Below are 25609 nucleotides of genomic sequence, written 5' to 3' on the forward strand. Positions count from 1 at the left end.
CCGTCATGACCGACCAGAGCGCACTGCAGTACACCAAGGACCACGAGTGGCTGCTCGTCGAGGGTGACGTCGTCACCGTCGGCATCACCGACCACGCCGCCGAACAGCTCGGTGATGTCGTGTACGTCGAGCTGCCGGCCGTCGGCACCGCCACCACCGCCGGTGAGCAGCTCGGCGAGATCGAGTCGACCAAGAGCGTCGGCGAGCTCTTCGCGCCGATCGAGGGCGAGGTCGTCGAGGTCAACGACGCCGTCGTCGACGCGCCCGACACCGTCAACCAGGACCCGTTCGGTGCCGGCTGGCTCGTGAAGATCAAGGTCGAGGGCACGGACTTCCCCGAGGACCTCATGGACCACGACACGTACCGGGCGTCCATCGCATGACGGACACCGACCTGAACCTGCAGACGTCGTTCGCCGACCGGCACATCGGGACCACCCCGGCCGACCAGCGGACCATGCTCGACGTCGTCGGGCAGCCGTCCCTCGACGCCCTCGTCCGTGCGGCGATCCCGGAGTCGATCCACGCCGAACCGGTGTCGTCGTCGTCGATCCCGACCGCGGTCGGTGAGACCGAGGCACTCGCCGAACTCCGCGGGATGGCGGCGAAGAACACCGTCCGTCGGGCGATGATCGGCCTCGGCTACTACGGCACCCACACGCCGGCGGTCATCCAGCGCAACGTGCTCGAGAACCCGAGCTGGTACACGGCCTACACGCCGTACCAGCCGGAAATCTCGCAGGGGCGCCTCGAAGCGCTCATCAACTTCCAGACGATGGTCGCCGACCTCACCGGCATGGCCACGGCCGGCGCCTCGATGCTCGACGAGGGCACCGCCGTGGTGGAGGGCATGCTCCTCGCCCGCCGCGCGTCGAAGGTCAAGGGCGACGCGTTCCTCGTCGACGCCGACCTGCTGCCGCAGACGCGGGCGCTGCTCGACCACCGTGCCGACGCCGTCGGGATCACCCTGCGCGCGTTCGACGCCGTGTCCGGGCCCACGGACGAGCAGCTCGACGGCGCGTTCGGTGTGGTGCTGCAGTACCCGGGTGCCTCCGGGCACGTCGTCGACCCGTCGTCGACGATCGAGCGTGTGCACGCGGGCGGCGGGATCGCCGTCGTCGCGGCCGACCTGCTCGCGATGACGCTCCTCGCGTCCCCCGGGGACCTCGGCGCGGACGTCGCCGTCGGCACCTCGCAGCGCTTCGGCGTGCCGCTCGGCTTCGGTGGCCCGCACGCCGGGTACCTCGCCGTCCGCGCCGGGCTCGAACGACAGCTGCCCGGCCGGCTGGTCGGGGTGTCCTTCGACGCAGCAGGGGGCATGGCCTACCGCCTCAGCCTGCAGACCCGCGAGCAGCACATCCGTCGCGAGAAGGCGACGTCGAACATCTGCACCGCGCAGGTGCTCCTCGCCGTCATGGCGTCGATGTACGCGGTCTACCACGGGCCAGAAGGGCTCCGGTTCATCGCGAACCGCGTCGCACGCACGACGTCGGCGCTCGCCGATGCCGCACGGGCCGCCGACGTGGAGGTCGTCCACGACTCGTTCTTCGACACGCTGACACTCCGGGCGCCCGGACGCGCCCGCGAGCTCGTGGACGCCGCGCACGCTGCCGGGTACCTGCTGCACCTCGTCGACGCGGACACGCTCCTGGTCTCCGTCGACGAGACGACCACGCCCGACGACGTCCGCGTGCTGTCCGGGCTGCTGGCCGGGGGCAGTGCACCGGACCAGCGTGCGGTCGAGACGGCCGTGGCGGACGCGACCACGAGCCTCCCGTCCGGCCTGCTGCGGCAGAGCGAGTACCTGACGCACCCCGTGTTCAGCGCGCACCGGAGCGAGACCCGCATGATGCGGTACCTCAAGCACCTCGCCGACAAGGACTACGCGCTCGACCGCGGCATGATCCCGCTCGGCAGCTGCACGATGAAGCTCAACGCGGCGACCGAGATGGCCGCGGTGACGTGGCCGGAGTTCGCGGACATCCACCCGTTCGCGCCGCGCTCGGACGTCGAGGGCTACCTCGGGATGATCAGCGACCTCGAGACCTGGCTCGCCGAGGTCACCGGGTACGACACCGTCTCCGTCCAGCCCAACGCCGGCAGCCAGGGCGAGCTCGCCGGGCTCCTCGCGATCCGCGGGTACCACCGGTCCCGCGGGGACGACGCGCGCACCGTGTGCCTCATCCCCTCGAGCGCGCACGGCACGAACGCCGCGTCCGCCGTGCTCGCCGGCATGAAGGTCGTGGTCGTGGCGTGCGACGAGAACGGGAACGTCGATCTCGACGACCTCCGTGCTCGTGTCGCCGACCACGCCGAGACGCTCGCGGCGCTGATGATCACGTACCCCTCCACCCACGGCGTGTACGAGCACGACATCCGTGACATCTGCGACGCCGTGCACGACGCCGGCGGCCAGGTCTACGTGGACGGCGCGAACCTCAACGCGCTCCTCGGGCACGCACGCTTCGGGGACTTCGGCGGGGACGTCTCGCACCTCAACCTGCACAAGACGTTCTGCATCCCGCACGGTGGTGGCGGCCCCGGTGTCGGGCCCGTCGCGGCGAAGGCGCACCTCGCGCCGTTCCTGCCGGGGCACCCGTTCGCGCAGGACGACGACCGCCGACCCGGGTCGACGTCGTCTTCGGACCAGCGGCTCGCGCATGCCGGTGGTCCGGTCTCGGCCGCGCCGTACGGCAGCCCGAGCATCCTGCCGATCACGTGGTCGTACGTCCGCATGATGGGGCTCGAGGGGCTCACCCGTGCGACGGAGACCGCCGTGCTCGGTGCGAACTACATCGCGGCGCGCCTCGGTGACGCGTTCCCGGTGCTCTACACGGGCGAATCGGGGCTCGTCGCGCACGAGTGCATCCTCGACCTCCGTCCACTCCGAGACGCCACCGGCATCACCGTGGACGACGTCGCCAAGCGCCTGGTCGACTACGGCTTCCACGCGCCGACCATGTCGTTCCCGGTGGCGGGCACGCTCATGGTGGAGCCGACCGAGAGCGAGGACCTCGCGGAACTCGACCGTTTCGTCGACGCGATGCTCGCCATCCGCGCCGAGGCCGGGGCGGTCGAGCGTGGGGAGTGGCCGGCGGACGACAACCCGCTCGTCGGGGCGCCGCACACGGCTGCGTCGGTGATCTCGGGGGAGTGGACGCACGCCTACACGCGGGAGCAGGCGGTGTACCCGCTGCCCGGCATCGCCGAGCGGAAGTACTGGCCGCCGGTGCGTCGTATCGACCAGGCGTACGGCGACCGCAACCTGGTGTGCGCGTGCCCGCCGGTGGAGGCGTTCGCGTAGACCCCGTCCACACGTCGACGGCCCCGGAGCATCTCGCTCCGGGGCCGTCGGCGTTTGCGGGCGCGGGTGCGTTCGTCGGGTTGCGGGTGCGGGGTGCGCCGTGCGGTGTCCGTCCGTGTCCGTCGGCGTTTCCGAGCCGGAACGACATCGTCGCTGTCGTACGACAGCGATCCTGTCGTCCGTTGCGGACGCTGCCTGTTGTGCACGCGCAGAAGCGACACCCTCGTCGTCGTACGACAGCGGTGTTGTCGTTCTGAATCCGCGCCGCCGACCCCAGCTCCCTGCCCTCGAACCTCCTACCACGCCCCCGAAACCCGGTGGAGCGGTCCGATTCGTCCAAGCGGTGGATCATTGCGTCCAGACGCCGCACAGCCCACACATGGGGTCGGGCGTGTCATGCCCGCCGAAACGCGGACACGAGCCTCCGTGACATGACCCCCGAAGAGGTGGCACACTGCGAGGAACTGTTCCGATGCGCAACGAAGATGATGCAGATGCAACAATCCAGCATGTTGCGCCCTGAAACGCGCATATCTTGCAGCATCTCGCAAGGATCATGCAAGTTGGTTACCAGCGTGTAACCGTTCGTTCCAGGGTTTGGCGGGTTCTCAGCGCACTGCCTACAGTGCAAAGGTCAAACGCGCCTGGCGACACCTCTGTGCCGGGCGCGTCCCATGCACCAGGAGGAACTCTTGATCAAGAAGCGCGCTGGGCTCGCAGCCCTCGCCGTGCTCGGGGCCACAGCAATCGCCCTGGCCGGCTGCTCCAGCAACAGTGGTAGCGGCAGCAACTCGGGCTCCGGCTCGACGAACGCGAACGGCATCGTCACCACCAACGGCAGCGAGCCCCAGAACCCGCTCATCCCCTCGAACACCACCGAGACCGGTGGTGGCAAGATCATCAACTCGATCTTCGAGGGACTCCGCTCCTACGACGCCGACGGCAAGCCGGTGAACGAGGTCGCGAAGAGCATCACCACCGACGACTCGAAGACGTTCGACATCAAGCTCAACACGGGCTGGAAGTTCACGAACGGCGAGAAGATCACCGCAGAGTCCTTCACGAAGGCGTGGAACTGGGCGGCGCAGAAGTCCAACGCCCAGGGCGCGAGCTACTACTTCGAGAACATCGAGGGCTACAGCGCCGACGCCGACTCCGAGCTCACCGGCCTCAAGGTCGTCAGCGACGACGAGTTCACCGTCACCCTGAAGTCCCCGCAGTCGGACTTCCCGCTCTCGCTCGGCTACTCGGCGTTCGTGCCGCTGCCGTCGTCGTTCTACGACGACCCCAAGGCGTTCGGTGAGAACCCGATCGGCAACGGCCCGTACAAGCTGGCCAGCAAGAGCGCGTGGACGCACAACACGGACATCAAGCTCGTCACCAACAAGGACTACGAGGGCAAGCGCAAGCCGAAGAACGGTGGTCTGACGATCACGTTCTACACCTCGCAGGACACCGCGTACTCCGACGCGCAGGGTGGCAACCTCGACATCCTCGACGCCGTGCCGGACAGCGCGTTCGCGAACTACAAGTCGGACTTCCCCGACTCGAACGTGAACCAGCCGGCCGCGATCTTCCAGGGCATCTACCTGCCCTACTACCTCGACCACTGGAAGGGCGAGGAGGGCAAGCTCCGTCGCGAGGCGGTGTCGATGTCCATCAACCGCAAGCAGATCACCTCGAAGATCTTCGACGGCACCCGGACGCCGGCCAGCGACTTCACCTCGCCGGTCATCGACGGCTGGTCGAAGGACCTCAAGGGTTCCGACGTCCTGGACTACAACAAGTCCGAGGCGAAGAAGCTCTGGGCCGAGGCCGACAAGATCTCGCCGTACAACGACACCCTCACCATCTCGTACAACGCCGACGGCGGGCACGAGGCGTGGGTGACCGCGGTCGCGAACAGCATCTCCAACACCCTGGGCATCAAGGCCGAAGGCAAGGCGTACCCGACCTTCCAGGAGGCGCTGGACGTCCAGACGAACGACAAGCTGACCGGCGCGAGCCGTACCGGCTGGCAGGCCGACTACCCGTCGCTGTACAACTTCCTCGGCCCGACCATGGGTGAGGGCTCGTCGAACAACTACTCGCGCTACGACTCGGCAGAGTTCAACGACCTGCTCAAGCAGGGCCAGTCGGCCGACAGCGTCGAGGCAGGCAACAAGATCTTCGACCAGGCCCAGGAGCTCCTGCTCAAGGACCTGCCGGAGATCCCCCTCTGGTACTCGAACGTGACCGGTGTGTGGTCCGCTGACAACGTGTCGAACGTCAAGTTCGGCTGGGACTCGGTGCCGCTCTACTACGACGTCGAGGTCAAGAAGTAACGAACTGATCGCAGGTATCCTGCATCAGCAGCAACACCACCGGACGGGGGTTCGGGGACGATCAGTCCTCGGGCCCCCGTACCGCGGCGGCAACACCTCCCCCCCACGACCCAAGCGGGCGCCGCCTCCCGCGCCGGGCAGCCGTGTCAACTCACGCGACGTCCACCCACGACGAAATGACTGTGATCCACATGCTCGCTCCGAACCAGGCGGAGATCTGATGCTCTGGTACCTCGGGAAGCGCCTCCTGCAGCTGATCCCCGTGTTCTTCGGTGCCACGTTCCTCATCTACCTGATGGTGTTCCTCCTCCCCGGAGACCCCATCGCCGCGCTCTTCGGCGACCACCAGCCGTCGCCGCAGGTCATCGAACAGATCCGCGCGCAGTACAACCTCGACAAGCCCTTCATCGTCCAGTACCTGCTGTGGATCGGCGGCGTGTTCCGCGGCGACCTCGGCATGACGTACTCGGGGATCCCGGTCACCGAGCAGCTCGCGCAGGCGTTCCCGATCACGGCACGCCTCGCGATCCTCGCGCTGGTGTTCGAGTCGGTCGCCGGCATCGTCGTCGGTGTCATCGCCGGCCTCAGGAAGGGCAAGCTCTTCGACGCCACCGCGCTCGTCGTCAGCCTTTTCCTCATCTCGATCCCGGTGTTCGTCATCGGCTTCGTCCTGCAGTACGGACTCGGGATCCAGCTCGGGCTGTTCCGTGCAACGGTCTCCGGTCAGGCGCCGTGGTCGGAGCTCGTGCTCCCCGCGATCGTCCTCGCGACCGGGTCGTTCGCCTACATCGTGCGACTCACACGGGCCAGCGTCGCCGAGAACATGAGCGCCGACTTCGTGCGCACCGCCACGGCGAAGGGCCTCCCGCGTCGCCGCGTCATCGGTGTGCACATCTTCCGGAACTCGCTGATCCCGGTGGTCACCTACCTCGGCATCGACATCGGCAACCTGATGGTCGGCGCGATCGTGACCGAGGGCATCTTCAACATCCACGGCGTCGGCGGCACGGTCTACCAGGCCGTCAAGCTCGGCCAGGGTCCGACCGTCGTGTCGTTCGTCGCCGTGATGGTCATCATCTTCATGCTCGCCAACCTCCTGGTCGACCTGCTGTACGCCGTCCTGGACCCGAGGATCCGTTATGCCAAGTAACACCGAATCGCGCTCGGCGACGCACTACGTCGCGCCGCTCGAGGAGACGCCGCTCCAGGCGATCGACAACGTCAACGAAGACGAGAAGACCCGGTCGCTCTGGACCGACGCGTGGGACTCCATGCGCGTCCGTCCGATCTTCTGGGTGTCGAGCGTCCTGATCGTCCTGATCATCGCCGTCGCGCTGGTGCCGGGTGTGTTCGCACACGCCGACCCGCGTGCGTGCGACCTGTCGAACTCCGGGAAGGGCGGCAGTGCCGGCCACATCCTCGGGTACACCCGTCAGGGCTGCGACGTCTACTCCCGTGTCATCTACGGCACGCAGAACTCGCTGCTCGTCGGCCTCGTCGCGACGATCCTCGTGGTCATCGTCGGCGTGATCGTCGGCTCGCTCGCCGGTTTCTACGGCGGATGGCTCGACTCCGTGGTGTCCCGCATCGGTGACATCTTCTTCTCGATCCCGACCGTCCTCGGCGCGATCGTGATCATGTCGAGCATCCCGCAGCGCAGCCCGTGGACGGTCGCACTCGTCCTGGCGGCGTTCGCGTGGCCACAGATCGCCCGCATCATGCGCGGTGCGGTGCTGTCCGCGAAGAACGCGGACTACGTCACCGCATCGGCAGCACTCGGTGTGAGCCGGTTCAAGACGCTGATCCGCCACGTCATCCCGAACTCGATCGCCCCGGTGATCGTCGTCGCGACCGTCTCGCTCGGCACGTTCATCGTCGCCGAGTCGACCCTGTCGTTCCTCGGGATCGGTCTGCCGCCGTCGTCGCTCAGCTGGGGCTACGACATCAACGCCGCGCAGCCGTCGCTCCGTACCAACCCGTCGACGATCTTCTGGCCGTCGCTCGCCCTGTCCATCACCGTGCTCGCGTTCCTCCTCCTCGGTGACGTGGTCCGCGACGCACTCGACCCGAAGGCGAGGGCCCGCCGATGAGCGAGACGCTGACCGAGCCGACCGCGCGTCGCGCCAACGCGAACGGCGCGCCGCTCCTCGAGATCTCCGGTCTCGAGATCGGCTTCAAGACCCAGAGCGGGTTCGTCCAGGCGGTCCGCGGTGTCGACTTCACCCTCGAGCAGGGTGAGCGACTCGCGATCGTCGGCGAGTCCGGTTCCGGCAAGTCGACGAGCGCCCAGGCGATCATCAAGCTGCTGCCCGGCGCCGGCCAGGTGACCGGCGGATCGATCAAGTTCAACGGTCGCGAGCTCGTCGGCCTCTCCGACAAGGAGATGTCCGAGATCCGCGGCAAGGAGATCGGCTACGTCCCGCAAGACCCGATGTCGAACCTCAACCCGCTGTGGACCATCGGGTTCCAGGTGGAAGAGGCGATCCGTGCGAACGGCATGGCCACCGGCAAGAAGGCCGTGCGCGAGCGTGCGATCGAGGTCCTGAAGGAAGCGGGTCTCGGCGACGCCGCGAACCGTCTCAAGCAGTACCCGCACGAGTTCTCCGGCGGCATGCGGCAGCGCGTGCTCATCGGGATCGGCCTGTCGAGCCATCCGCAGCTGCTCATCGCCGACGAGCCGACGAGCGCGCTCGACGTGACCGTGCAGCGAGTCATCCTCGACCACCTCGAGACCCTGACCCGCGACTACGGCACGAGCGTCCTCTTCATCACGCACGACCTCGGCCTCGCTGCCGAGCGTGCCGAGAAGCTCGTCGTGATGTACAAGGGGCAGGTCGTCGAGGCGGGTCCGTCGCAGGAGATCCTCGGCAACCCGCAGCACCCGTACACGCAGCGACTCGTCGCCGCGGCGCCGTCCCTCGCCAGCCGCCGCATCCAGTCGAAGGTGCAGCACGAGAGCATCGCGATCTCGGACAGCGGCAGCGACGACGCCGAACTGATCGCACGCGCCCAGGAGCGCGAGCACCAGCCGGCCGAGGACCTCATCGTCGTCAAGAACCTGCAGAAGATCTACAAGCTGCGCGGGAAGAACCTCGCGTCGCGTGAGTTGAAGGCCGTCGACGACGTGTCGTTCTCGATCCCGAAGGGCACCACCACGGCGCTCGTCGGTGAGTCCGGCTCGGGCAAGTCGACCGTCGCCAAGCTCGTGCTGCAGCTCGAGGGCATCACGAGCGGCACCGTCCAGTTCGACGGCACCGACATCGGTGCGTTGAAGGGCAAGGAGCTCTTCGACTTCCGCCGCCGTGTGCAGCCGGTGTTCCAGGACCCGTACGGTTCCCTCGACCCGATGTACAACGTCGGGAACACGATCGCGGAGCCGCTCGTCACGCACGGCGTCGGCGACAAGGCGTCGCGTCGCGCTCGCGTGCGTGAGCTCCTCGACCAGGTGGCGCTGCCGTCCTCGATGGTGAACCGGTACCCGAACGAGCTCTCCGGCGGTCAGCGGCAGCGCATCGCCGTCGCGCGTGCACTCGCGTTGAAGCCCGAGGTCATCGTGCTCGACGAGGCGGTCTCCGCGCTCGACGTGCTCGTGCAGGGTCAGATCCTCGAGCTCCTCACCGAGCTCCAGTCGGAACTCGGCCTGACGTACCTGTTCATCACGCACGACCTCGCCGTCGTCCGCCTCGTCGCGGACAACGTGTGTGTCATGCGCAAGGGACAGATCGTGGAGAAGGCGACGACCGACGAGGTGTTCGCCAACCCGCGCGAGCAGTACACCCGCGACCTCCTGGCCGCGATCCCGGGCGCCTCGTTCGAGTTCGGACGCTGAGCACCCGTCCACCGCACACGGAACGCGTCGCCCCGATGGGGCGGCGCGTTCCGCGTTTCCGCCCCACCCGCCCCGTCGAGCGGGCGAAATACCGTGGCCCCCCGAGCGCCCACCCGGGTATACCGCCCGCTCGACGTGCGGGCGTGCTCCCGCGGGCCGCGCCTCCGTCGAGTGGGCGAGATACCGTGGTCGCCCCGAGCGCGCACCCGGGTATTCCGCCCGCTCGACCGTGGACACGGACTGGAGGACCGCCCCTCGTCCGCGCGGCTGTCCTGCCCGCCTCGTACCCGGATCGACGCCGGGTGAGATCGCAGTCCGTGTCGCCTCGGGTCCGCCGAGCCGACACGGATGGCGACTTCACCGTGAGACGCGCTCCGCACGCGGCCGAGCGGGCGAAATGCCAGGGTTGGGCTTGGGACCGACACGGGCATTTCGCCCGCTCGAGTCAGGGTCCGCCACGCGCGCACCCACGCTCGTCCGCACGCACCCACGCCCGCACGCACGAGTGCCCGCACGCGCGCTTGCACGCCCTGATGGCGCCCTGCCCGCACGCCGGCGGGCGGGGTCAGAGGCGGGCGGCGGCCATCGACGCGGCGATGGCGAGGATCGTGATCGCGAGGATCGTCCACCCGTGGACACGGTGCACGATCGGGTGCGGGGTGACGGTCGCCGGAGGCGGGCCGTCCTGCGGAGCCGCCGCGGGGACGAACGCGAGCACCTCGGCAGCCGCAGCGTCCACGGTCACCGGCACCGAGCCTCCCGGCCGGTCCACGCGCAAGCGTGCCGTCGGCCGCGGCGCGATCCAGATGCGACGGTCGGGTTCGTTCGACTGGATCTCGAGGCCGTACTTCGTCCGGACGCCGGTGACGCGTTGCCAGGCGTACGTCGAGGTACGGCGGACGTCGACGACCACGAGCGCGTCTGGGGTGAGCAGCAGCCGAGGACGCCAGAGCGCAGCCCATGCCACGAACGCGATGAAGATACTCGGGATCGGCACGAGGAGGACCGACGTGTCACCGCGGCTGATGAAGCCGAGGACGAGCAGGACGGCGGCGACGGCCCAGAGCACGATGGCCAACGTCCGCATGCCGGGAGCGACGATGCGCGCGGGTACGGGGCCGGGGGAGTCGCTCACGGCTCCATCGTAGGAGAGGTGCGAGAGTGCCTCCCCGGAACCGTCTGTTGAGCGGGCGTGAAACGCCGTGCGCGTACCAACTGACGACCCGATGTTCCGGGGAGGCAAATCCATGACGGATCTCTCGTACCGACGATGGTCCCCGACCCCAGTTCGGGTGTCAATACCCCCGAACGAAAGGATCAGGAAACCGACACGCCGATCGAGCGCAAAGTCGATGCGGACGTACCTACCGGACGAGCTGTTCGATCTCCCCGCGGATCACGGAGGCCTTCGGGAACCGGAGCCCGACGAGTCCGACGTGCCGCCAGCGGACGATGCCGTCCGGGCCGATGACGAACACGGAGCGTCGGAGTCCGAGTCCCGGCGCGCGGACGCCGTAGTCGCGGATGACGGTGCCTGCGGTGTCGCTGAGGAGCGGGAAAGTGAGCGAGGAGTCGCGGGCGAAGGCCTCGTGCGAGTCGAGCGCCTGCGGGCTGATGCCCCAGACGACGGCACCGAGGTCGCCGAATTCGTCGAGCTCCTCCTGGTAGCTGCAGAGCTGCGCGGTGCAGACGGGGGTGGCATCGCCCGGGTAGAAGGCGAGGACGATCGTGCGACCGATCTCGGACGACAGGTCGTATTCGTCGTCGGTGCGCACCCCGTCGCGGACGATCATGCCCGGCAGGGTGAAGGTCGGGGCGGGTTCGCCGACCACGGGGATGCTCATGTGCACAACGTACGGCGCGCGGGGGCAGGGGAGCCCTCGGCGCGCTGCGCGAGGCCTGTGAGTCCGGATGGTTGCTGTCGAAACGGCCAGCGGGGCCGAGCGCTGCTGCGCTCGACCCCGCTGTGTCGTGTCCGTCGGTGGCTACTTGGTGAAGCCGACCTTCGTCCAGTCGATGTTCTGTGCACCCGCGAACGCGCCGTAGTTGGCGAGCTTCGGGTTCTGTGCGACGAGCGCCGGCTTGGCCGTGATGGGCATCGAGTGCCCGATCGCCCAGACCTGCTTGTCGATCTTGTTCCAGATGACGTTGGCCTTGTCCGAGTCCGGCTCGGAGAGGGCCTGCTTCGTCAGCTTGTCGATCGTGTCGGAGCTGACCCGGCCGTAGTTCTGTCCGACGCTGCCCGACGTGTAGATCGTCGCGCTGCTGGAGTGGAAACCGGTGCCGCCCCAGACGAAGATCGTCATGTCGTAGTTGCCCGGCGTGACGTACTGCTCGAAGAAGTCGTCCGTCGCGACCGACTTCAGCGTGAGCTTCACACCGACCTCCTTGAGCTGCTGCTGCATGACCTGGGCCAGCTGCTGCGACGTCGGAGCACCGGAGGGGATGGTGATCGCGATGGAGAGCGCCTTGCCGCCCTTCGACCGGTACGTGCCATCCGTCTTCCAGCCGTCGTCGTCGAGGATCTTCTTCGCCTTCTCGACGTCGAACGTGGCGTTCGGCTTGATGTTCGACTTGTAGCCCTTGTCGGTCGACAGGAACAGGTGGTTGTCGAGGGTGCCGAGCTTGTAGGGCAGCGTGCCACCGATGACCTGCGCCAGCGCGTCGCGGTTCACCGCGTGCTGGATCGCCAGTCGGAGCTGCTTGTCCTTGAGCAGGCCGTTCGTCGAGAAGTCGACGTGCGTGTACTGGGCGGACGTGGACGCGAGGATCTTCGTGTTCTTCGCGTTCTTCACCCGGTCGAAGCGCTCCGACGTCGTCGTGAGGACGGAGTCGATCTCCTTGTTCAGGTAGGCGTCCACGTCGGCGTTGCCGTCGAGCGAGCGGAAGATCACCTGATCGAGCTTCGGCTTGTCACCCCACCAGTTCTCGTCGGGCTTCATCGTGACCGTGCCGGCGGTCTCGTTGAGGTCGGTGATCTTGTACGGGCCGGAGGAGACCGGGACCTTGCCCTTGTAGTTGTTGTTGAACTGGTCCGGCGTGCTCGTCTGGCTGGCCGGGTAGAGCGGGCTGAACAGCGACTTCCAGTCGGAGAACGGTGTGGCGAACTTGACCACGACGTCGCGCTCGGTCGCGCCCTGGGTGACGGAGTCGATGTCCTCGTACCCGGTGGACCCGGCGATCAGGTAGTCCTTGTCCGTGCCGTTGGTGGTCTTCCACTCGTTCTCGAAGTCACGCCAGGTGATCGGCGAGCCGTCGTTCCACTTGGCCTGGTCGTTGATCGTGTACGAGATGGTGAGCGGGTCGTCGCTGGTGACCTCGGCCTTGGACACGTAGTCCGTGTTCAGGGTCGGAGCGCCCTTGTCGTCGATCGTGTAGATGAACGGCATCGTCGCCTGTTCGATCGTCGACGCGTCGACGAGCGGACCGTCGACCTGGTTGTAGTTCCACTGCGACACCCACTGCGAGATCGGCAGACGGAGTGTCCCGCCGTTCTGCAGGTCGGAGACCGGCTGTGCGTTGATCTGTGCCGACGTCGGCAGGGTCTTCTTGCCGGAGTCGCTGGAGCTGTCGTTGCCGGAGCTGCCGGAACCGCCCGAGCAGCCGGTGACGGCGAGTGCGATCCCGGCGAGGGCCGCCGTGACTGCAAGGAATTTCCCGTGCTTCATTCTGTTCCCCTCGTGAAGTTGGGATTCACCTTATGGCCCTCGCGCGGGGGTGGGAGAACATTTCGTGTTCGAACCATCAATCGTTACCCGGCCGGACGGTCCATGTGATCTGCCGGAAACAAACGGGGCCGTAAGGTGGCGGAATGATCCGCTTCCTGGCGCGTCGATTCGTGTACTACGTCGTGCTCGTCTTCATCGCGACCTCGCTGACCTACTTCCTGGCATCGGCGACGTTCAGCCCCCGCTCCGTCTACGCGCAGCGCAACCCGGCGCCGTCGGCGCAGGTCATCGACGCCAAGCTCGACGACATCGGCGTCAACGACAAGACGCCCATCGTCATCCGGTACACGCACTGGCTCGGAGACGTCGTGCACGGCGACCTCGGACAGACGATCCAGGACCGCTCGGTGAACGAGCAGTTCTTCCCGCGGCTGGGCGTCAGCCTCCGTCTGCTGCTGGTCGGGTCGGTCGCCGGCATCGTGCTGGGGGTGCTCGTCGGTGTCTGGAACGCGATCCGGCAGTACCGGTTGTCGGACCGGGTGAGCGCAGCGATATCGATCGTCCTGTTCTCGACGCCCGTGTTCCTGACCGCCGTCTTCCTGAAGATCGGGGCGACGAAGCTGAACCAGGACGCGGGACGCCAGATCATCAACTTCACGGGGGAGGCCACCCCCGGGTTGGACGGGTCCACCTGGACGCTCCTGCTCGACCGCGGTGCGCACCTGCTGCTGCCGACGATCTCGATCGCCGTCGGGCTCATCGCGATCTACAGCCGGTACCAGCGCGCGACGATGCTCGATGTGTTGGGCTCGGACTTCCTCCGCACGGCGCGGGCGAAGGGCCTGACCCGCGGTCGCGCGACGTTCAAGCACGGCCTGCGGACGGCACTGATCCCGATGACGACGCTGTTCGCGTACGGGTTCCTCGGGATCCTGACCGGCGCGACCCTGACCGAGAAGATCTTCGCGTGGAACGGGCTGGGGTCGTGGTTCATCGACGCGGTGAACAACAACGACGTCAACGTGGTGACCGCGTACACGCTGTTCGCGGCGGTGGTCGTCCTGGTCGCAGGGTTCCTGGCCGACGTCGCGACCGCAGCACTCGACCCGCGCGTGCGGAGGAGCTGAGATGACCGACACCCGCATCGAGCCCGTCGACCCGACCCTCGTCGCCCGCAGCGACACCCCGGCACGGGCGACCCGGCAGAACAACCGCTTTGCGCAGACCGTCCGCCGCCTGTTCATGAACCGCGGCGCGGCGATCGGCACCGTCGTCGTGCTGCTGCTCTTCGCCTTCGCGTTCATCGGGCCGCTGGTCAGCCCGTGGCAGTACTCGCAGATCGACTACACCGCGTTCACGCGACCGCCGAGCGCAGCGCACTGGTTCGGCACGAACGGGATCGGTCAGGACGTGTTCGCCCAGACGGCCAGGGGCATGCAGAAGAGCCTGCTCATCGGACTGCTCGTCGCGGTGTTCTCAACGGCCATCGCGGCCATCACCGGGGCCGCCGCCGGGTACTTCGGCGGGTGGGTCGACCGGCTGGTGATGTTCTTCGTGGACATGCTGCTCGTGCTGCCGTCGTTCCTGATCATCGCGATCATCAGCCCGCGCATCCAGAACGCCGGCTGGATCGTCCTGGTGGTCCTCATCACCGTCTTCGGCTGGATGATCACCGCCCGCGTCGTCCGCTCGATGACGCTGTCCGTCAAGGAACGCGAATTCGTCCGCGCCGCCCGCTACATGGGCATCGGACCGTTCCGGATCATCTTCCGGCACGTGCTGCCCAACGTGGCATCGTTCCTGATCATCGACGGCACGATCCAGGTCGCGACCGCGGTGCTCGGGGAGACGACGCTGAGCTACTTCGGCTTCGGTGTGCAGGCGCCCGACGTCTCGCTCGGCACCCTGATCGCCCAGAACCAGGACAACGCGCTGACGAGCCCGTGGCTGTTCTACTTCGCAGCCGGTGCCCTCGTGGTCTTCGCGATCGCCGCGAACCTCATCGGTGACGGGCTGCGGGACGCGCTCGACCCGACGTCGACCACCGGCAAGCGGCAGAAGCGGAACCGTCGTCGCGACCAGAACCAGGCGGCCGTGGACGTCGCCGCGTTGAACACCCAGGCCGGAGCGGGCGCATGAGCACCACCACGACGAACACCGACGAGATCCTCCGCGTCCGCGACCTGCACGTCCGCTTCCCGACCCCTCGGGGCGAGGTGCACGCCGTCCGCGGGGTGGACCTCGAGCTCCGTCGTGGCGAGGTCCTCGGCATCGTCGGCGAGTCCGGCTCGGGCAAGTCGGTCACGAGCATGGCGATCCTCGGCCTGCTCCCGGAGACCACCGTCGTCACCGGCTCGATCGACCTCGACGGGCAGGAGCTCGTCGGTCGCAGCGACCGGCAGATGAGCAAGCTCCGCGGGTCGAAGGTGGCGATGGTCTTCCAGGACCCGCTGTCCGCCTTCACGCCGGTGTACACGATCGGCGAGCAGATCGCCGAGACCGTCCGGATCCACCGCGACGTCACGAAGCAGCAGGCCCGTGAGCGTGCGATCGAGCTCCTGAAGCTCGTGGGCATCCCGCAGGCGGAGAGCCGGGTCGACGCGTTCCCTCACGAGTTCTCCGGCGGCATGCGGCAGCGCGCGATGATCGCGATGGCGATGGCGAACGACCCCGAGGTGATCCTCGCCGACGAGCCCACCACGGCGCTCGACGTGACGATCCAGGCGCAGATCATCGACGTGCTCCGGACCGCGCAGCGGGAGACCGGCGCGGCACTGGTGTTCGTGAGCCACGACCTCGGCGTCATCGCCGGGATCGCCGACCGGATCGCGGTCATGTACGCCGGACGGATCGTGGAGACCGCCAGCGCCGACGAGCTGTTCGCGCGGCCCCGGATGCCGTACACGATCGGCCTCATCGGCGCCCTGCCCAGGCTCGACGAGTCCAGCGGCGGTCCGCTCGTGCCGATCCCCGGATCGCCGCCGTCGCTCATCGGGCTGGCCGACGCGTGCCCGTTCGCCGATCGCTGCCCGCTCGCTGCGGAGGCATGCCGGACGTCCGAGCCGGCGCTCGAGGTCCTCGACGTCGCGGCCGGCGTCCCCGGTGAGGCGCCGGTGGACACGAGCGTCCCGCACGCCGCCGCCTGCCACCGCACCGACGAGGTCGCGAAGGCCCACGCCGACGCGGGAGCGATCTTCACGCTGCCGTCGATCGACACCGCCCCGGCCGCGCACGTGCAGCGCGCCGACCGCGACCCCGTCGTCCAGGTCGAGGGGCTCACGAAGACGTTCCCGCTCGTCAAGGGCTCGGTCTTCCGCCGCAAGGTCGGCGAGGTCTACGCCGTCGACGGGGTCGACCTCGACATCCGCCAGGGCGAGACGCTCGGGCTCGTGGGGGAGTCCGGCTCCGGCAAGTCCACGACGCTGCACCAGCTGATGGACCTGGAGCGTCCCGAGGTCGGCACCGTCGAGCTCTTCGGCGCCCCGGTCGACACGAGCAAGTCCGGCACGAAGACCCTCCGCAACCGAATCTCGATGGTGTTCCAGGACCCGGCGGCGAGCCTCGACCCACGCATGACCGTGTACGACGTGGTCGCCGAACCGCTGCGAGCAGTCGGAGCGAGTGCCGACCGCATCGCCGAGCGCGTGCCCGACCTCATCGAACTCGTCGGACTCCGTTCCGCCGAGGCCGACCGCTACCCGCACGAGTTCTCCGGCGGCCAGCGGCAGCGCATCTCGATCGCCAGGGCGCTCGCCACCGAGCCGGAGCTGATCGTCCTCGACGAGCCGGTCTCCGCACTCGACGTCTCGATCCAGGCCGGCGTGCTCAACCTGCTCGCCGAGCTCAAGGCGCGCCTCGGCCTGTCGTACCTGTTCGTCTCGCACGACCTGTCGGTGATCCGGCACGTCGCGGACCGCGTCAGCGTGATGTACCTCGGCCGCACGGTGGAAGAGGGCGCCGTCGACGAGGTCTTCGAACGCCCGATGCACCCGTACACGGCGGCGCTGATGTCGGCGGTGCCGGTGCCCGACCCGGTGATCGAGCGCAGCCGGACGACGATCCTGCTCCCCGGTGACCCGCCGAGTCCCACCGAGCGTCGGACCGGCTGCCGGTTCCGGTCGCGCTGCCCGCTGTACGCGATGCTCCCGGACGCGCAGAAGTCGCGCTGCGAGGACGAGGTCCCCGAGAAGACGTCGCACCGCGGCGCTTCGGTCGACCACCGCGCGGCGTGCCACTACCCGGAGCAGGTGGCGACGCTGACGGCCTAGCCGCCGCTGGATCGAGTGCGCAGACGACGGGCTCCCGGACCTGTCCAGCCCGCGCCTTCTGCGCACTCGTCCGTCGGCGGTCCCGTCCGCAGCACGAGCGGGCGAAATACCCGGGTCACGTCGCGCACCCACCCGGGCATTTCGCCCGTTCGTGAGGCGCGCCCGCCGACGGTCGCAGGCGACCAGGTGCCGGACAGGAGGCTCGGTGCCGGACGCGCACCGAGCCTCCTGTCCGCCGCGTGGTCGCGATCACGCGCCGTTCGCGATCGAGTGCGCAGCAACGACGGCCGATGCTGCCCGGTGGTCGCCATGTCCGCGCACTCGGTGGGTGTGCGCCGGAACGGCGCGGCGGTCGGACGGCGAGAGCGCAGCAGGTGCGATCCAGCGCCCCGGGACGCCGCCACCTCCGCGCACTCGTCCCCGGCCGGGCCGCCCGGACAGCCGGCCCGCGCGGCCGGCCCGCCCGGCCGGACCACGCACCGGACCACGCACCAGACGGGAGGCTCGGTGCCGGACGCGCGCCGAGCCTCCCGTCCGCCGCGTGGTCGCGCCCGACGCATCGAGGGAGCAGAAACCATCGGGTCGCGTCCGCGGACCCGACCATTTCTGTTCCACTCGACGGAGTGGGGACCCCCTCGGCGCTACTCGAACAGCGCGGGGAAAGCGTGCGCCACCCAGGGGTACCCGACGAAGACGGCGGCGTCGAGGATGCAGTGCGTCACGATGAGGGGCATGAGCCGGCCCCACTTCGTGTAGATCCACCCGAACGCGATGCCCATCACGGCGTTCCCCACGAACGCACCGAAGCCCTGGTACAGGTGGTAGCTGCCGCGCAGCAGTGCGGTGGACAGGATGATCTGCCAGCGCCCCCACCCGATCTCGCCGAGGCGCGCGTACAGGTACCCGATGACGATGACCTCCTCCTGCAGCCCCGACCGGATCGCCGAGAGCAGCAGGACGGGGATCGTCCACCAGTACGAGTCGAGTGCAGCGGGGTTCACGTTCACCGTGAACCCGAGCGCACGGCCCGTGAAGTACAGCGCGAGCCCCGGGATCCCGATGCCGAGCGCGATGAGGACGGGGACGCCGATGTCGGACCCGGCCCGGAACCGGTCGATGCCCAGGCGCGACAGGTGTGGTCGGGTGGTGTTCCAGAGCAGGTAGCAGACCAGCGCGACCGGGGCCAGGTCCACCGCGATGCCGACGAGCTGCCTCGCGAGGTCGACGTACTGCACCGTGGTCGTCGACGTGTTGAGCGCCGTGGACTGCTGCCCGAGCGGGGTGGTCTGCGACAGGTCGTCGATGATCTGCAGCACCGAGTAGAGCGCGCTGCCGCCCAACGAGAGCATCAGGACGATCGTGATCTCGACCCACGTTCGCCGTCGGCTCATGTGCTGTACTCCTGCCACTTGCGAACTACCGGTAGACTGGTGTGTCGGGCGTTCTGCCCGCGGGTGCGGTGTCGTGACGACGTCGGCCCGACACTCTCCCAGAAATTGAAGGATGTCCTGTATGGCGCTCGCCACCCGGTCCGACCTGCGCAACGTCGCCATCGTGGCACACGTCGACCACGGCAAGACCACGCTCGTCGACGCGATGCTCACGCAGACCAACTCGTTCGACGCCCACTTCGAGGGCGAAGACCGGATGATGGACTCGAACGACCTCGAGCGCGAGAAGGGCATCACCATCCTCGCGAAGAACACCTCGGTGCTCTACAACGGGAAGCACGCGACCGAGTTCGGCTCCGACGGCCCCATCACCATCAACGTGATCGACACCCCCGGCCACGCCGACTTCGGTGGCGAGGTCGAGCGCGGCCTGTCCATGGTCGACGGTGTCGTGCTGCTCGTCGACGCGTCGGAGGGCCCGCTGCCCCAGACCCGCTTCGTGCTCCGCAAGGCGCTCGCCGCGAAGCTCCCGGTGATCCTGCTCGTCAACAAGACGGACCGCCCGGACTCCCGCATCGACGAGGTCGTCTCCGAATCGCAGGACCTGCTCCTCGGTCTCGCGTCCGACCTCTCGGACGAGGTCGACGACCTCGACCTCGACGCCATCCTCGACGTCCCCGTGGTCTACGCCTCGGGTCGTGCCGGTGCCGCCAGCCGCAACAAGCCGGCCGACGGCTCGCTGCCCGACAACGACGACCTCGAGCCGCTCTTCGAAGCGATCCTCCAGCACGTCCCGGCCCCGAAGTACGACGACGAGCACCCGCTGCAGGCGCACGTCACGAACCTCGACGCCTCGCCGTTCCTCGGCCGCCTCGCGCTGCTGCGCATCTTCCACGGCACGATGAAGAAGGGCCAGACGGTCGCCTGGGTCAAGCACGACGGCACCGTCCAGAACGCCCGCATCACCGAACTCCTCATCACCAAGGCGCTCGACCGCTACCCGGCTGAGTCCGCCGGTCCCGGTGACATCGTCGCCGTCGCCGGCTTCGACACGATCACCATCGGTGAGACCCTGACCGACCCCGAGGACGTCCGCCCGCTGCCGACCATCACGGTCGACGACCCGGCGATCTCGATGACCATCGGGACCAACACGAGCCCGCTCGTCGGCAAGGTCAAGGGCCACAAGCTCACCGCGCGCATGGTCAAGAACCGCCTCGACAGCGAGCTCGTCGGCAACGTCTCGCTCAAGGTGCTCGACATCGGCCGCCCCGACGCGTGGGAGGTCCAGGGTCGCGGCGAGCTCGCGCTGGCCATCCTCGTCGAGCAGATGCGTCGAGAGGGCTTCGAGCTCACGGTCGGCAAGCCGCAGGTCGTCACGAAGCGTGACGAGAACGGCAAGCTCCAGGAGCCGTACGAGCACATGACGATCGACACGCCGGAGGAGCACCTCGGCGCGATCACGCAGCTCATGGCTGCGCGCAAGGGTCGCATGGAGAACATGACGAACCACGGCACCGGCTGGATCCGCATGGAGTTCATCGTGCCGTCGCGTGGCCTCATCGGCTTCCGCACGTCGTTCCTCACCGAGACCCGCGGCACCGGCATCGCCAACGCGATCTCGCACGGCTACGCCGAGTGGGCCGGCCCGATCCAGACCCGCATCAACGGCTCGATCGTGTCCGACCGCTCCGGTGTCGTCACGCCGTTCGCCATCACGAACCTCCAGGAGCGGATGACGTTCTTCGTCAACCCCACCGAAGAGGTCTACGAGGGCATGGTCATCGGCGAGAACTCGCGCGCCGACGACATGGACGTGAACATCACGAAGGAGAAGAAGCTGACGAACATGCGTTCGGCGAACGCCGACTCCTTCGAGTCGATGACGCCGTCGCGCCAGCTCTCCCTCGAGGAGTGCCTGGAGTTCGCCCGCGAGGACGAGTGCGTCGAGGTCACCCCCGACGCCGTGCGCATCCGCAAGGTCGAGCTCGACGCACAGGCTCGCCAGCGCGCGTACGCCCGCCTGAAGCGTCAGGACGCGTAAGCACCAGCACACAGTGCACGAGGAGGTCGAGGGATACGGTTGATGCCGTGACTCTCGACCTCCTCTCGCTGTACCAGGACCTCCACGCCCACCCCGAACTCGGCTTCCAGGAGCACCGCACCGCCGGTGTCGTCTCCGCGAAACTGCACGAGCTGGGCGGTATCGACGTGACCGAGGGCGTCGGCGGCACCGGCGTCGTCGGGGTCCTGTCGAACGGCGACGGTCCGGTCATCTGGCTCCGTGCCGACATGGACGGCCTGCCGGTGGAGGAGCGCACGGGCCTGCCGTACGCGAGCACCCACCGCGGCACCGACGAGACCGGCGCCGACGTCCCGACGATGCACGCCTGCGGCCACGACATCCACGTCACGTGGCTCCTCGGCACGCTCGAGCGCCTCACCGCGACGAAGGCCGACTGGTCCGGCACCGTCGTCGCCGTGTTCCAGCCCGCCGAAGAGGTCATCTCCGGTGCCCGGGCGATGGTCGACGACGGCCTCGTCGAGCGCTTCCCGAAGCCCTCGATCGTGCTCGGCCAGCACTCGGCACCCGCCCCGGTCGGCATGGTCGCCGTCGGTGCCGGCGCGGTGATGGCGTCGAGCGATCGGTTCGCCGTCACGTTCAACGGCCGCGGGGCCCACGGCTCGGCTCCGCAGTCCTCGCTCGACCCCGTCGTCACGGCGGCGTCGGCGGTCGTGCGGCTGCAGACGATCGTCTCCCGCGAGACCTCCCCGAGCGACGCGGGTGTCGTGACCGTCGGGAGCTTCCACGCCGGAAGCCGGGCGAACATCATCCCCGACAAGGCCGTCATCGAGATCTCGACGCGGGCGCGCAACGAGGAGACCCGCGGCCGCATCATCGACTCGATCGAGCGCATCGTCCGCGCCGAGAGCCAGGCGGGTGGCCTGCCCGAGCCGACGATCGAGCGGTTCCCGGGTGCCGACGTCCTCGTGAACGACCCGGAGCAGGCAGCCAAGGTCCTCGATGCCCTCCGTCCGGCGGTCCCGAACGCCGTCGACCTGGAGTCCGGCCTCGCGATGGCGTCGGAGGACGTGGGGCAGCTCGCCACGGCCGCTGGTGTGCCGATCGTGTACTGGTTCACGGGCATCACCGACCCGGAGCTGTTCCGTCGCGGCGAGGACATCCCGAGCAACCACTCGCCGTTCTACGCGCCGCAGGCGGAGACCGCGATCCCGGTGGGCGTCGACGCGCTCGTCGCGGCCGCGCGCGCCTACCTGCGCTGACGCGCGGACCTTCCCACAACGCCCGCATTGGGAAGCGGTTTCGCGCGTAGGGGGTCGAAAGAACTGACCCCCTACGCGCGTTTCGACCCCCTACGCGCGTTTCGACCCACCAGCGGACCGGACGGGAGGCTCGGGTCGCGCCCGGCAGGGAGGTGAGACTCCCAGGGAACTCGCGCCGAGCCTCCTGGCTGACCCGTTAGCTTGTCGGCATGCGCAACGCCATCCGCACCCCGCTCGTGGCCGCCGTGGCGGCCGGCATCGCCCTGGCCGGGCTCACCGGCTGCTCCTCGGACACGCTGAAGCAGGCGACCGACCTCGGGTCCTCGGTGGCATCGGACGTCAGCGAGCACGTGCAGGGGATCGACGGCTCCGCGATCGAGCAGGGCATGTCGAACATCGCCGGCGGTATCGACGGCGCGCTCGACACCGCGCTGAAGGGCGCGAACGTGACCTCGGACGGCAAGGTCCCCGAGGGGTTCCCGACCGCAGCGGTGCCGCTCGTGGACGGGACGGTGCTCGGCGGTGGGACCGGTCCGAACGGGTCCGGCTGGGTGGTGCAGGTGCAGGCCGCCGGGGTGGACGACTTCGCCGCGGCCGCGCAGCAGCTCACCGAGGCCGGGTTCACCGAGTCGGCGAAGCGGTCGGACACGTCGAGTGCGTTCGGGATCTTCCGGAGCGATGACCACCGGGTCGTCCTGACCTTCTCGAAGTCGGACGCCGGGGCGACCGCGACGTACATCGTCACCCCGCGCTAGGCAGGCCTCGTCCGGCAAGGGTCCCGTACGCTTGGACCCGATGTCGAAGGCCACCGCGACGCGCCCCGAGCGTGTCCTCATCGTGCACGCCCACCCCGACGACGAGACCCTGTCGTCCGGTGGCACCATCGCGACGCTCCTCGAGCTCGGGTCCGAGGTCACCGTGCTCACGGCGACCAGGGGCGAGCGCGGCGAGATGCTGACGCCGGAGCTGGCGCCGCTGTTCGGTGACGCGCCGCGCGTCGCCGCCCACCGTGAGACCGAGATCGCGGCGGCACTCGCCGCCCTCGGGGGACCGGCGCACCTCTGGCTCGGCGGACCCGGTGCCCGACCGACCGATCTGCCCGAGCGCCGCTACACGGACTCCGGCATGCAGTGGGGACCGGACGGGCGAGCGGTCGCCGCGGACGACGCCCCAGCCGATTCCCTGACGATGGCCGACCTCGGCGAGGTCGTCGACGACGTCCGCGCCGCGATCCGCTCCACGGCGGCGGACGCGGTCATCAGCTACGCCGACGACGGCGGGTACGGACATCCGGACCACGTGCGGGTGCACCACGCGGCGAAGTACGCGGCGAAGGCCGAGGACGTCCCGTTCTCGATGATCGTCGACCCGGGATCCGGTGAAGCGGACCTGACCGTGGACGTGCTCCCGGTCCGGGCGAAGGTCCGTGCAGCGGTCGAGCAGTACCGCTCCCAGGTCACCGTCGACCCCGTCGATCCCGCCGACCCGCTCGCTCTGTCGTGGGTGATGCCGCACGGTGCGCGTCACCAGGCTCCGGCTACCGAGGCCTTCCGGCACGACACACCGCCGTCGGCGCCCGCTCCGGAGACGTACGCCGAGATGACCCCTGCCGGGAAGGCGACCGCGGTCGTCGTGTCGCTCGTGGTCGGGCTCCTCGCCGGCGGACTCGGCACGATCACCCACCAGCAGACCCTCGGGGCCTTCCCGATCGGCATCGTCCTCACGACGTTGATCGTCGTCGGGCTGACGGTCGGCGTGCGGTTGTTGTACCGGTCGCGGGCGATGGTCGCGGCGATCGGCATCGGGGTCATCGTCGCGACGCAGGTACTGGTCTCGGTGGGCGGGCAGAGCTCCCCGCTCGTGCTCGCGAACACCGCCGGGTACGTGTGGACGTTCGGACCGGCGATCGTCGCCATGCTGGCGCTCGCGTGGCCAGACCTGTCCGGTGCGCGCGCCGCCGCCGACGCCCGTGTCGACGCCGACGGACCGCGGTCAGGGACGCCGGCCGCCCGCGAGTAGACTCGAAGCGCTCAGTTCGAAGGGAGCAACCCGACCGTGACCTACGTGATCGCCCAGCCCTGTGTCGACGTCAAGGACCGCGCGTGCATCGACGAGTGCCCCGTCGACTGCATCTACGAGGGCGATCGCTCGCTGTACATCCACCCGGATGAATGCGTGGACTGCGGCGCCTGCGAACCCGTCTGCCCGGTCGAGGCGATCTACTACGAGGACGACCTCCCGGACGAGTGGGCCGACTACTACAAGGCCAACGTCGAGTTCTTCGACGAGGTGGGCTCCCCGGGCGGTGCCGCCAAGGTCGGGGTGATCCACAAGGACCACCCGGTCGTCATGGCCGAACCGCCGCGCGGCTGAACGACGCGCACGTGGCACTCGACCTCCCCGACTTCCCCTGGGACCAGCTCGTCCCGTTCAAGCAGCGCGCGGCCGAGTACGAGGGCGGCATCGTCGACCTCAGCGTCGGTTCCCCCGTCGACCCGACCCCTTCGGTCATCCGCCGGGCACTGTCCGACGCAACGGACGCGCACGCCTACCCGCAGGTCGCCGGGACCCCTGCGCTCCGCCAGGCCATCGCCGACTGGTACGGCCGCCGCCACGGCGTGGAGCTGAGCGAGGACCAGACGCTGCCGACGATCGGTTCGAAGGAGTTCATCGCCGGACTCGCGCTCTGGCTCGGCATCGGGCGGGGCGACACCGTCGTGTTCCCCGCCGCCGCGTACCCGACGTACGAGCTCGGCGCGGCGCTCGTCGGTGCCACGGCCCTGGCGTCGGACGACCCCGCCGCGTGGCCGGAGGGCACGAAACTCGTCTGGCTGAACTCCCCGGGCAACCCCGACGGGCGGGTGCTCTCGATCGAGGAACTCCGCGTCGCCGTCGCCCGCGCCCGTGCCCTCGGCGCCGTGATCGTGGGGGACGAGTGCTACGCCGAACTCGGCTGGGAAGCACCCTTCGACCAGCAGCCGACCCCGACGATCCTCGACCCGCGCGTCGTCGGCGACTCCGTCGACGGTGTGCTCAGCGTGTACTCCCTGTCGAAGCAGTCCAACCTGGCCGGCTACCGGGCCGCCTTCGTCGCCGGCGACGCTGCGGTGCTCGCCGAGGTCCTGGCCGTCCGGAAGCACACCGGCATGATGCCGCCGCTGCCCGTGCAGCAGGCGATGATCGTCGCGCTCGAGGACCAGACGCACGTGCAGCAGCAGAAGGCGCTGTACCGTGCCCGTCGCGGCATGCTCCGGCGTGCGCTCGAGGGCGCGGGCTTCCGCGTCGACCACAGCGAAGCGGGCCTGTACCTCTGGGCCACCAGGGGCGAACCGGCACTCGACACGGTGGCGTGGCTGGCGGAGCGGGGCATCCTCGTCGCCCCGGGGACCTTCTACGGCGCGGCCGGCGGCGAGCACGTCCGTGTCGCCCTCACCGCGACGGACGAGCGGATCGCAGCGGCGGCCCAGCGGCTGACGAGCGGCCGACGCGTGGCATCGGCGTAGGCGAGCGGGGCGGCGACCCGGCCGCAATTCGTGAGTC

The 25609-nt window shown here is 68.9% G+C and carries 19 protein-coding genes; 15 read left to right on the plus strand and 4 right to left on the minus strand.

Annotation, left to right across the window (positions count from 1 at the left end; translation table 11 throughout):
• Nucleotides 1-5 precede the first annotated feature (5 nt).
• The 6 genes from gcvH (at nt 6) to ACIPJ2_RS12445 (ending at nt 9457) form a co-directional block, all read left to right on the plus strand.
• The gene (gene gcvH, locus ACIPJ2_RS12420; RefSeq protein WP_281267184.1) at nt 6-383 is read left to right on the plus strand and encodes a glycine cleavage system protein GcvH; all 378 of its coding nucleotides are present in this window, start codon (nt 6-8) and stop codon (nt 381-383) included.
• Nucleotides 380-3304: an aminomethyl-transferring glycine dehydrogenase gene (gcvP, locus tag ACIPJ2_RS12425; protein WP_402729079.1), complete on the plus strand. Its 2925-nt coding sequence runs from the start codon at nt 380-382 to the stop codon at nt 3302-3304. The genes gcvH and gcvP overlap by 4 nt, the downstream gene beginning before the upstream one ends.
• Nucleotides 3305-3996: 692 nt before the next feature.
• Nucleotides 3997-5628, plus strand: a complete 1632-nt coding sequence (locus ACIPJ2_RS12430) for an ABC transporter substrate-binding protein (RefSeq protein WP_402729080.1) — start codon at nt 3997-3999, stop codon at nt 5626-5628.
• A gap of 220 nt (nt 5629-5848) precedes the next feature.
• Nucleotides 5849-6778, plus strand: a complete 930-nt coding sequence (locus tag ACIPJ2_RS12435) for an ABC transporter permease (protein WP_402729081.1) — start codon at nt 5849-5851, stop codon at nt 6776-6778.
• The gene (locus tag ACIPJ2_RS12440; protein ID WP_281267188.1) at nt 6768-7718 is read left to right on the plus strand and encodes an ABC transporter permease; all 951 of its coding nucleotides are present in this window, start codon (nt 6768-6770) and stop codon (nt 7716-7718) included. Before ACIPJ2_RS12435 ends, ACIPJ2_RS12440 begins: the two co-directional genes overlap by 11 nt.
• Nucleotides 7715-9457, plus strand: a complete 1743-nt coding sequence (locus ACIPJ2_RS12445; protein ID WP_281267189.1) for an ABC transporter ATP-binding protein — start codon at nt 7715-7717, stop codon at nt 9455-9457. The genes ACIPJ2_RS12440 and ACIPJ2_RS12445 overlap by 4 nt, the downstream gene beginning before the upstream one ends.
• Nucleotides 9458-10022: 565 nt before the next feature.
• Here ACIPJ2_RS12445 and ACIPJ2_RS12450 read toward each other — a convergent pair.
• The 3 genes from ACIPJ2_RS12450 to ACIPJ2_RS12460 all read right to left on the minus strand — a co-directional run bounded on the left by ACIPJ2_RS12450 (nt 10023) and on the right by ACIPJ2_RS12460 (nt 13125).
• Nucleotides 10023-10592, minus strand: coding sequence for a PH domain-containing protein (locus ACIPJ2_RS12450; protein WP_402729082.1), 570 nt, complete (start codon nt 10590-10592; stop codon nt 10023-10025).
• Nucleotides 10593-10821: 229 nt separating this feature from the next.
• A complete protein-coding gene (locus ACIPJ2_RS12455) occupies nt 10822-11301 on the minus strand; it encodes a peroxiredoxin (RefSeq protein ID WP_402729083.1) in 480 nt (159 codons plus the stop codon).
• A 141-nt stretch (nt 11302-11442) separates the two neighbouring features.
• Nucleotides 11443-13125, minus strand: a complete 1683-nt coding sequence (locus tag ACIPJ2_RS12460; RefSeq protein WP_402729084.1) for an ABC transporter family substrate-binding protein — start codon at nt 13123-13125, stop codon at nt 11443-11445.
• A 143-nt stretch (nt 13126-13268) separates the two neighbouring features.
• On the opposite strand from ACIPJ2_RS12460, the gene ACIPJ2_RS12465 reads away from it, so the two are divergent.
• From ACIPJ2_RS12465 to ACIPJ2_RS12475, 3 genes are read left to right on the plus strand one after another with little or no spacing between them, the layout of a single operon-like run.
• On the plus strand, nt 13269-14252 hold the full coding sequence (locus ACIPJ2_RS12465; RefSeq protein ID WP_402729085.1) for an ABC transporter permease: 984 nt from the start codon (nt 13269-13271) through the stop codon (nt 14250-14252).
• A 1-nt stretch (nt 14253) separates the two neighbouring features.
• Nucleotides 14254-15264, plus strand: a complete 1011-nt coding sequence (locus ACIPJ2_RS12470; protein WP_402729086.1) for an ABC transporter permease — start codon at nt 14254-14256, stop codon at nt 15262-15264.
• Entirely contained in the window at nt 15261-17393 is a 2133-nt protein-coding gene (locus tag ACIPJ2_RS12475; RefSeq protein ID WP_402729087.1) for a dipeptide ABC transporter ATP-binding protein, read from the plus strand. Before ACIPJ2_RS12470 ends, ACIPJ2_RS12475 begins: the two co-directional genes overlap by 4 nt.
• A 641-nt stretch (nt 17394-18034) precedes the next feature.
• Here ACIPJ2_RS12475 and ACIPJ2_RS12480 read toward each other — a convergent pair.
• Nucleotides 18035-18784, minus strand: coding sequence for a CPBP family intramembrane glutamic endopeptidase (locus ACIPJ2_RS12480; RefSeq protein ID WP_402729088.1), 750 nt, complete (start codon nt 18782-18784; stop codon nt 18035-18037).
• 121 nt (nt 18785-18905) lie between these two features.
• Between ACIPJ2_RS12480 and typA the strand changes: the two genes are divergently transcribed.
• The 6 genes from typA to dapC all read left to right on the plus strand — a co-directional run bounded on the left by typA (nt 18906) and on the right by dapC (nt 25572).
• Nucleotides 18906-20828, plus strand: coding sequence for a translational GTPase TypA (gene typA / locus ACIPJ2_RS12485; protein ID WP_281267197.1), 1923 nt, complete (start codon nt 18906-18908; stop codon nt 20826-20828).
• Nucleotides 20829-20875: 47 nt separating this feature from the next.
• Nucleotides 20876-22069, plus strand: coding sequence for an amidohydrolase (locus tag ACIPJ2_RS12490; RefSeq protein ID WP_281267198.1), 1194 nt, complete (start codon nt 20876-20878; stop codon nt 22067-22069).
• Between the two features lie 209 nt (nt 22070-22278).
• Nucleotides 22279-22824 carry a hypothetical protein gene (locus ACIPJ2_RS12495; protein WP_402729089.1) on the plus strand — a complete coding sequence of 182 codons (546 nt, stop codon included), beginning with the start codon at nt 22279-22281 and terminating at the stop codon, nt 22822-22824.
• A gap of 40 nt (nt 22825-22864) precedes the next feature.
• The gene (locus tag ACIPJ2_RS12500) at nt 22865-24088 is read left to right on the plus strand and encodes a PIG-L family deacetylase (protein WP_281267200.1); all 1224 of its coding nucleotides are present in this window, start codon (nt 22865-22867) and stop codon (nt 24086-24088) included.
• A 36-nt stretch (nt 24089-24124) separates the two neighbouring features.
• On the plus strand, nt 24125-24442 hold the full coding sequence (gene fdxA / locus ACIPJ2_RS12505; protein ID WP_281267201.1) for a ferredoxin: 318 nt from the start codon (nt 24125-24127) through the stop codon (nt 24440-24442).
• Nucleotides 24443-24453: 11 nt separating this feature from the next.
• Complete coding sequence (dapC, locus tag ACIPJ2_RS12510; protein ID WP_402729090.1) at nt 24454-25572, plus strand: succinyldiaminopimelate transaminase; 1119 nt, start codon at nt 24454-24456, stop codon at nt 25570-25572.
• Nucleotides 25573-25609: the final 37 nt, after the last annotated feature.

The organism is Curtobacterium sp. NPDC090217 (assembly GCF_044746705.1).
Lineage (GTDB): Bacteria > Actinomycetota > Actinomycetes > Actinomycetales > Microbacteriaceae > Curtobacterium.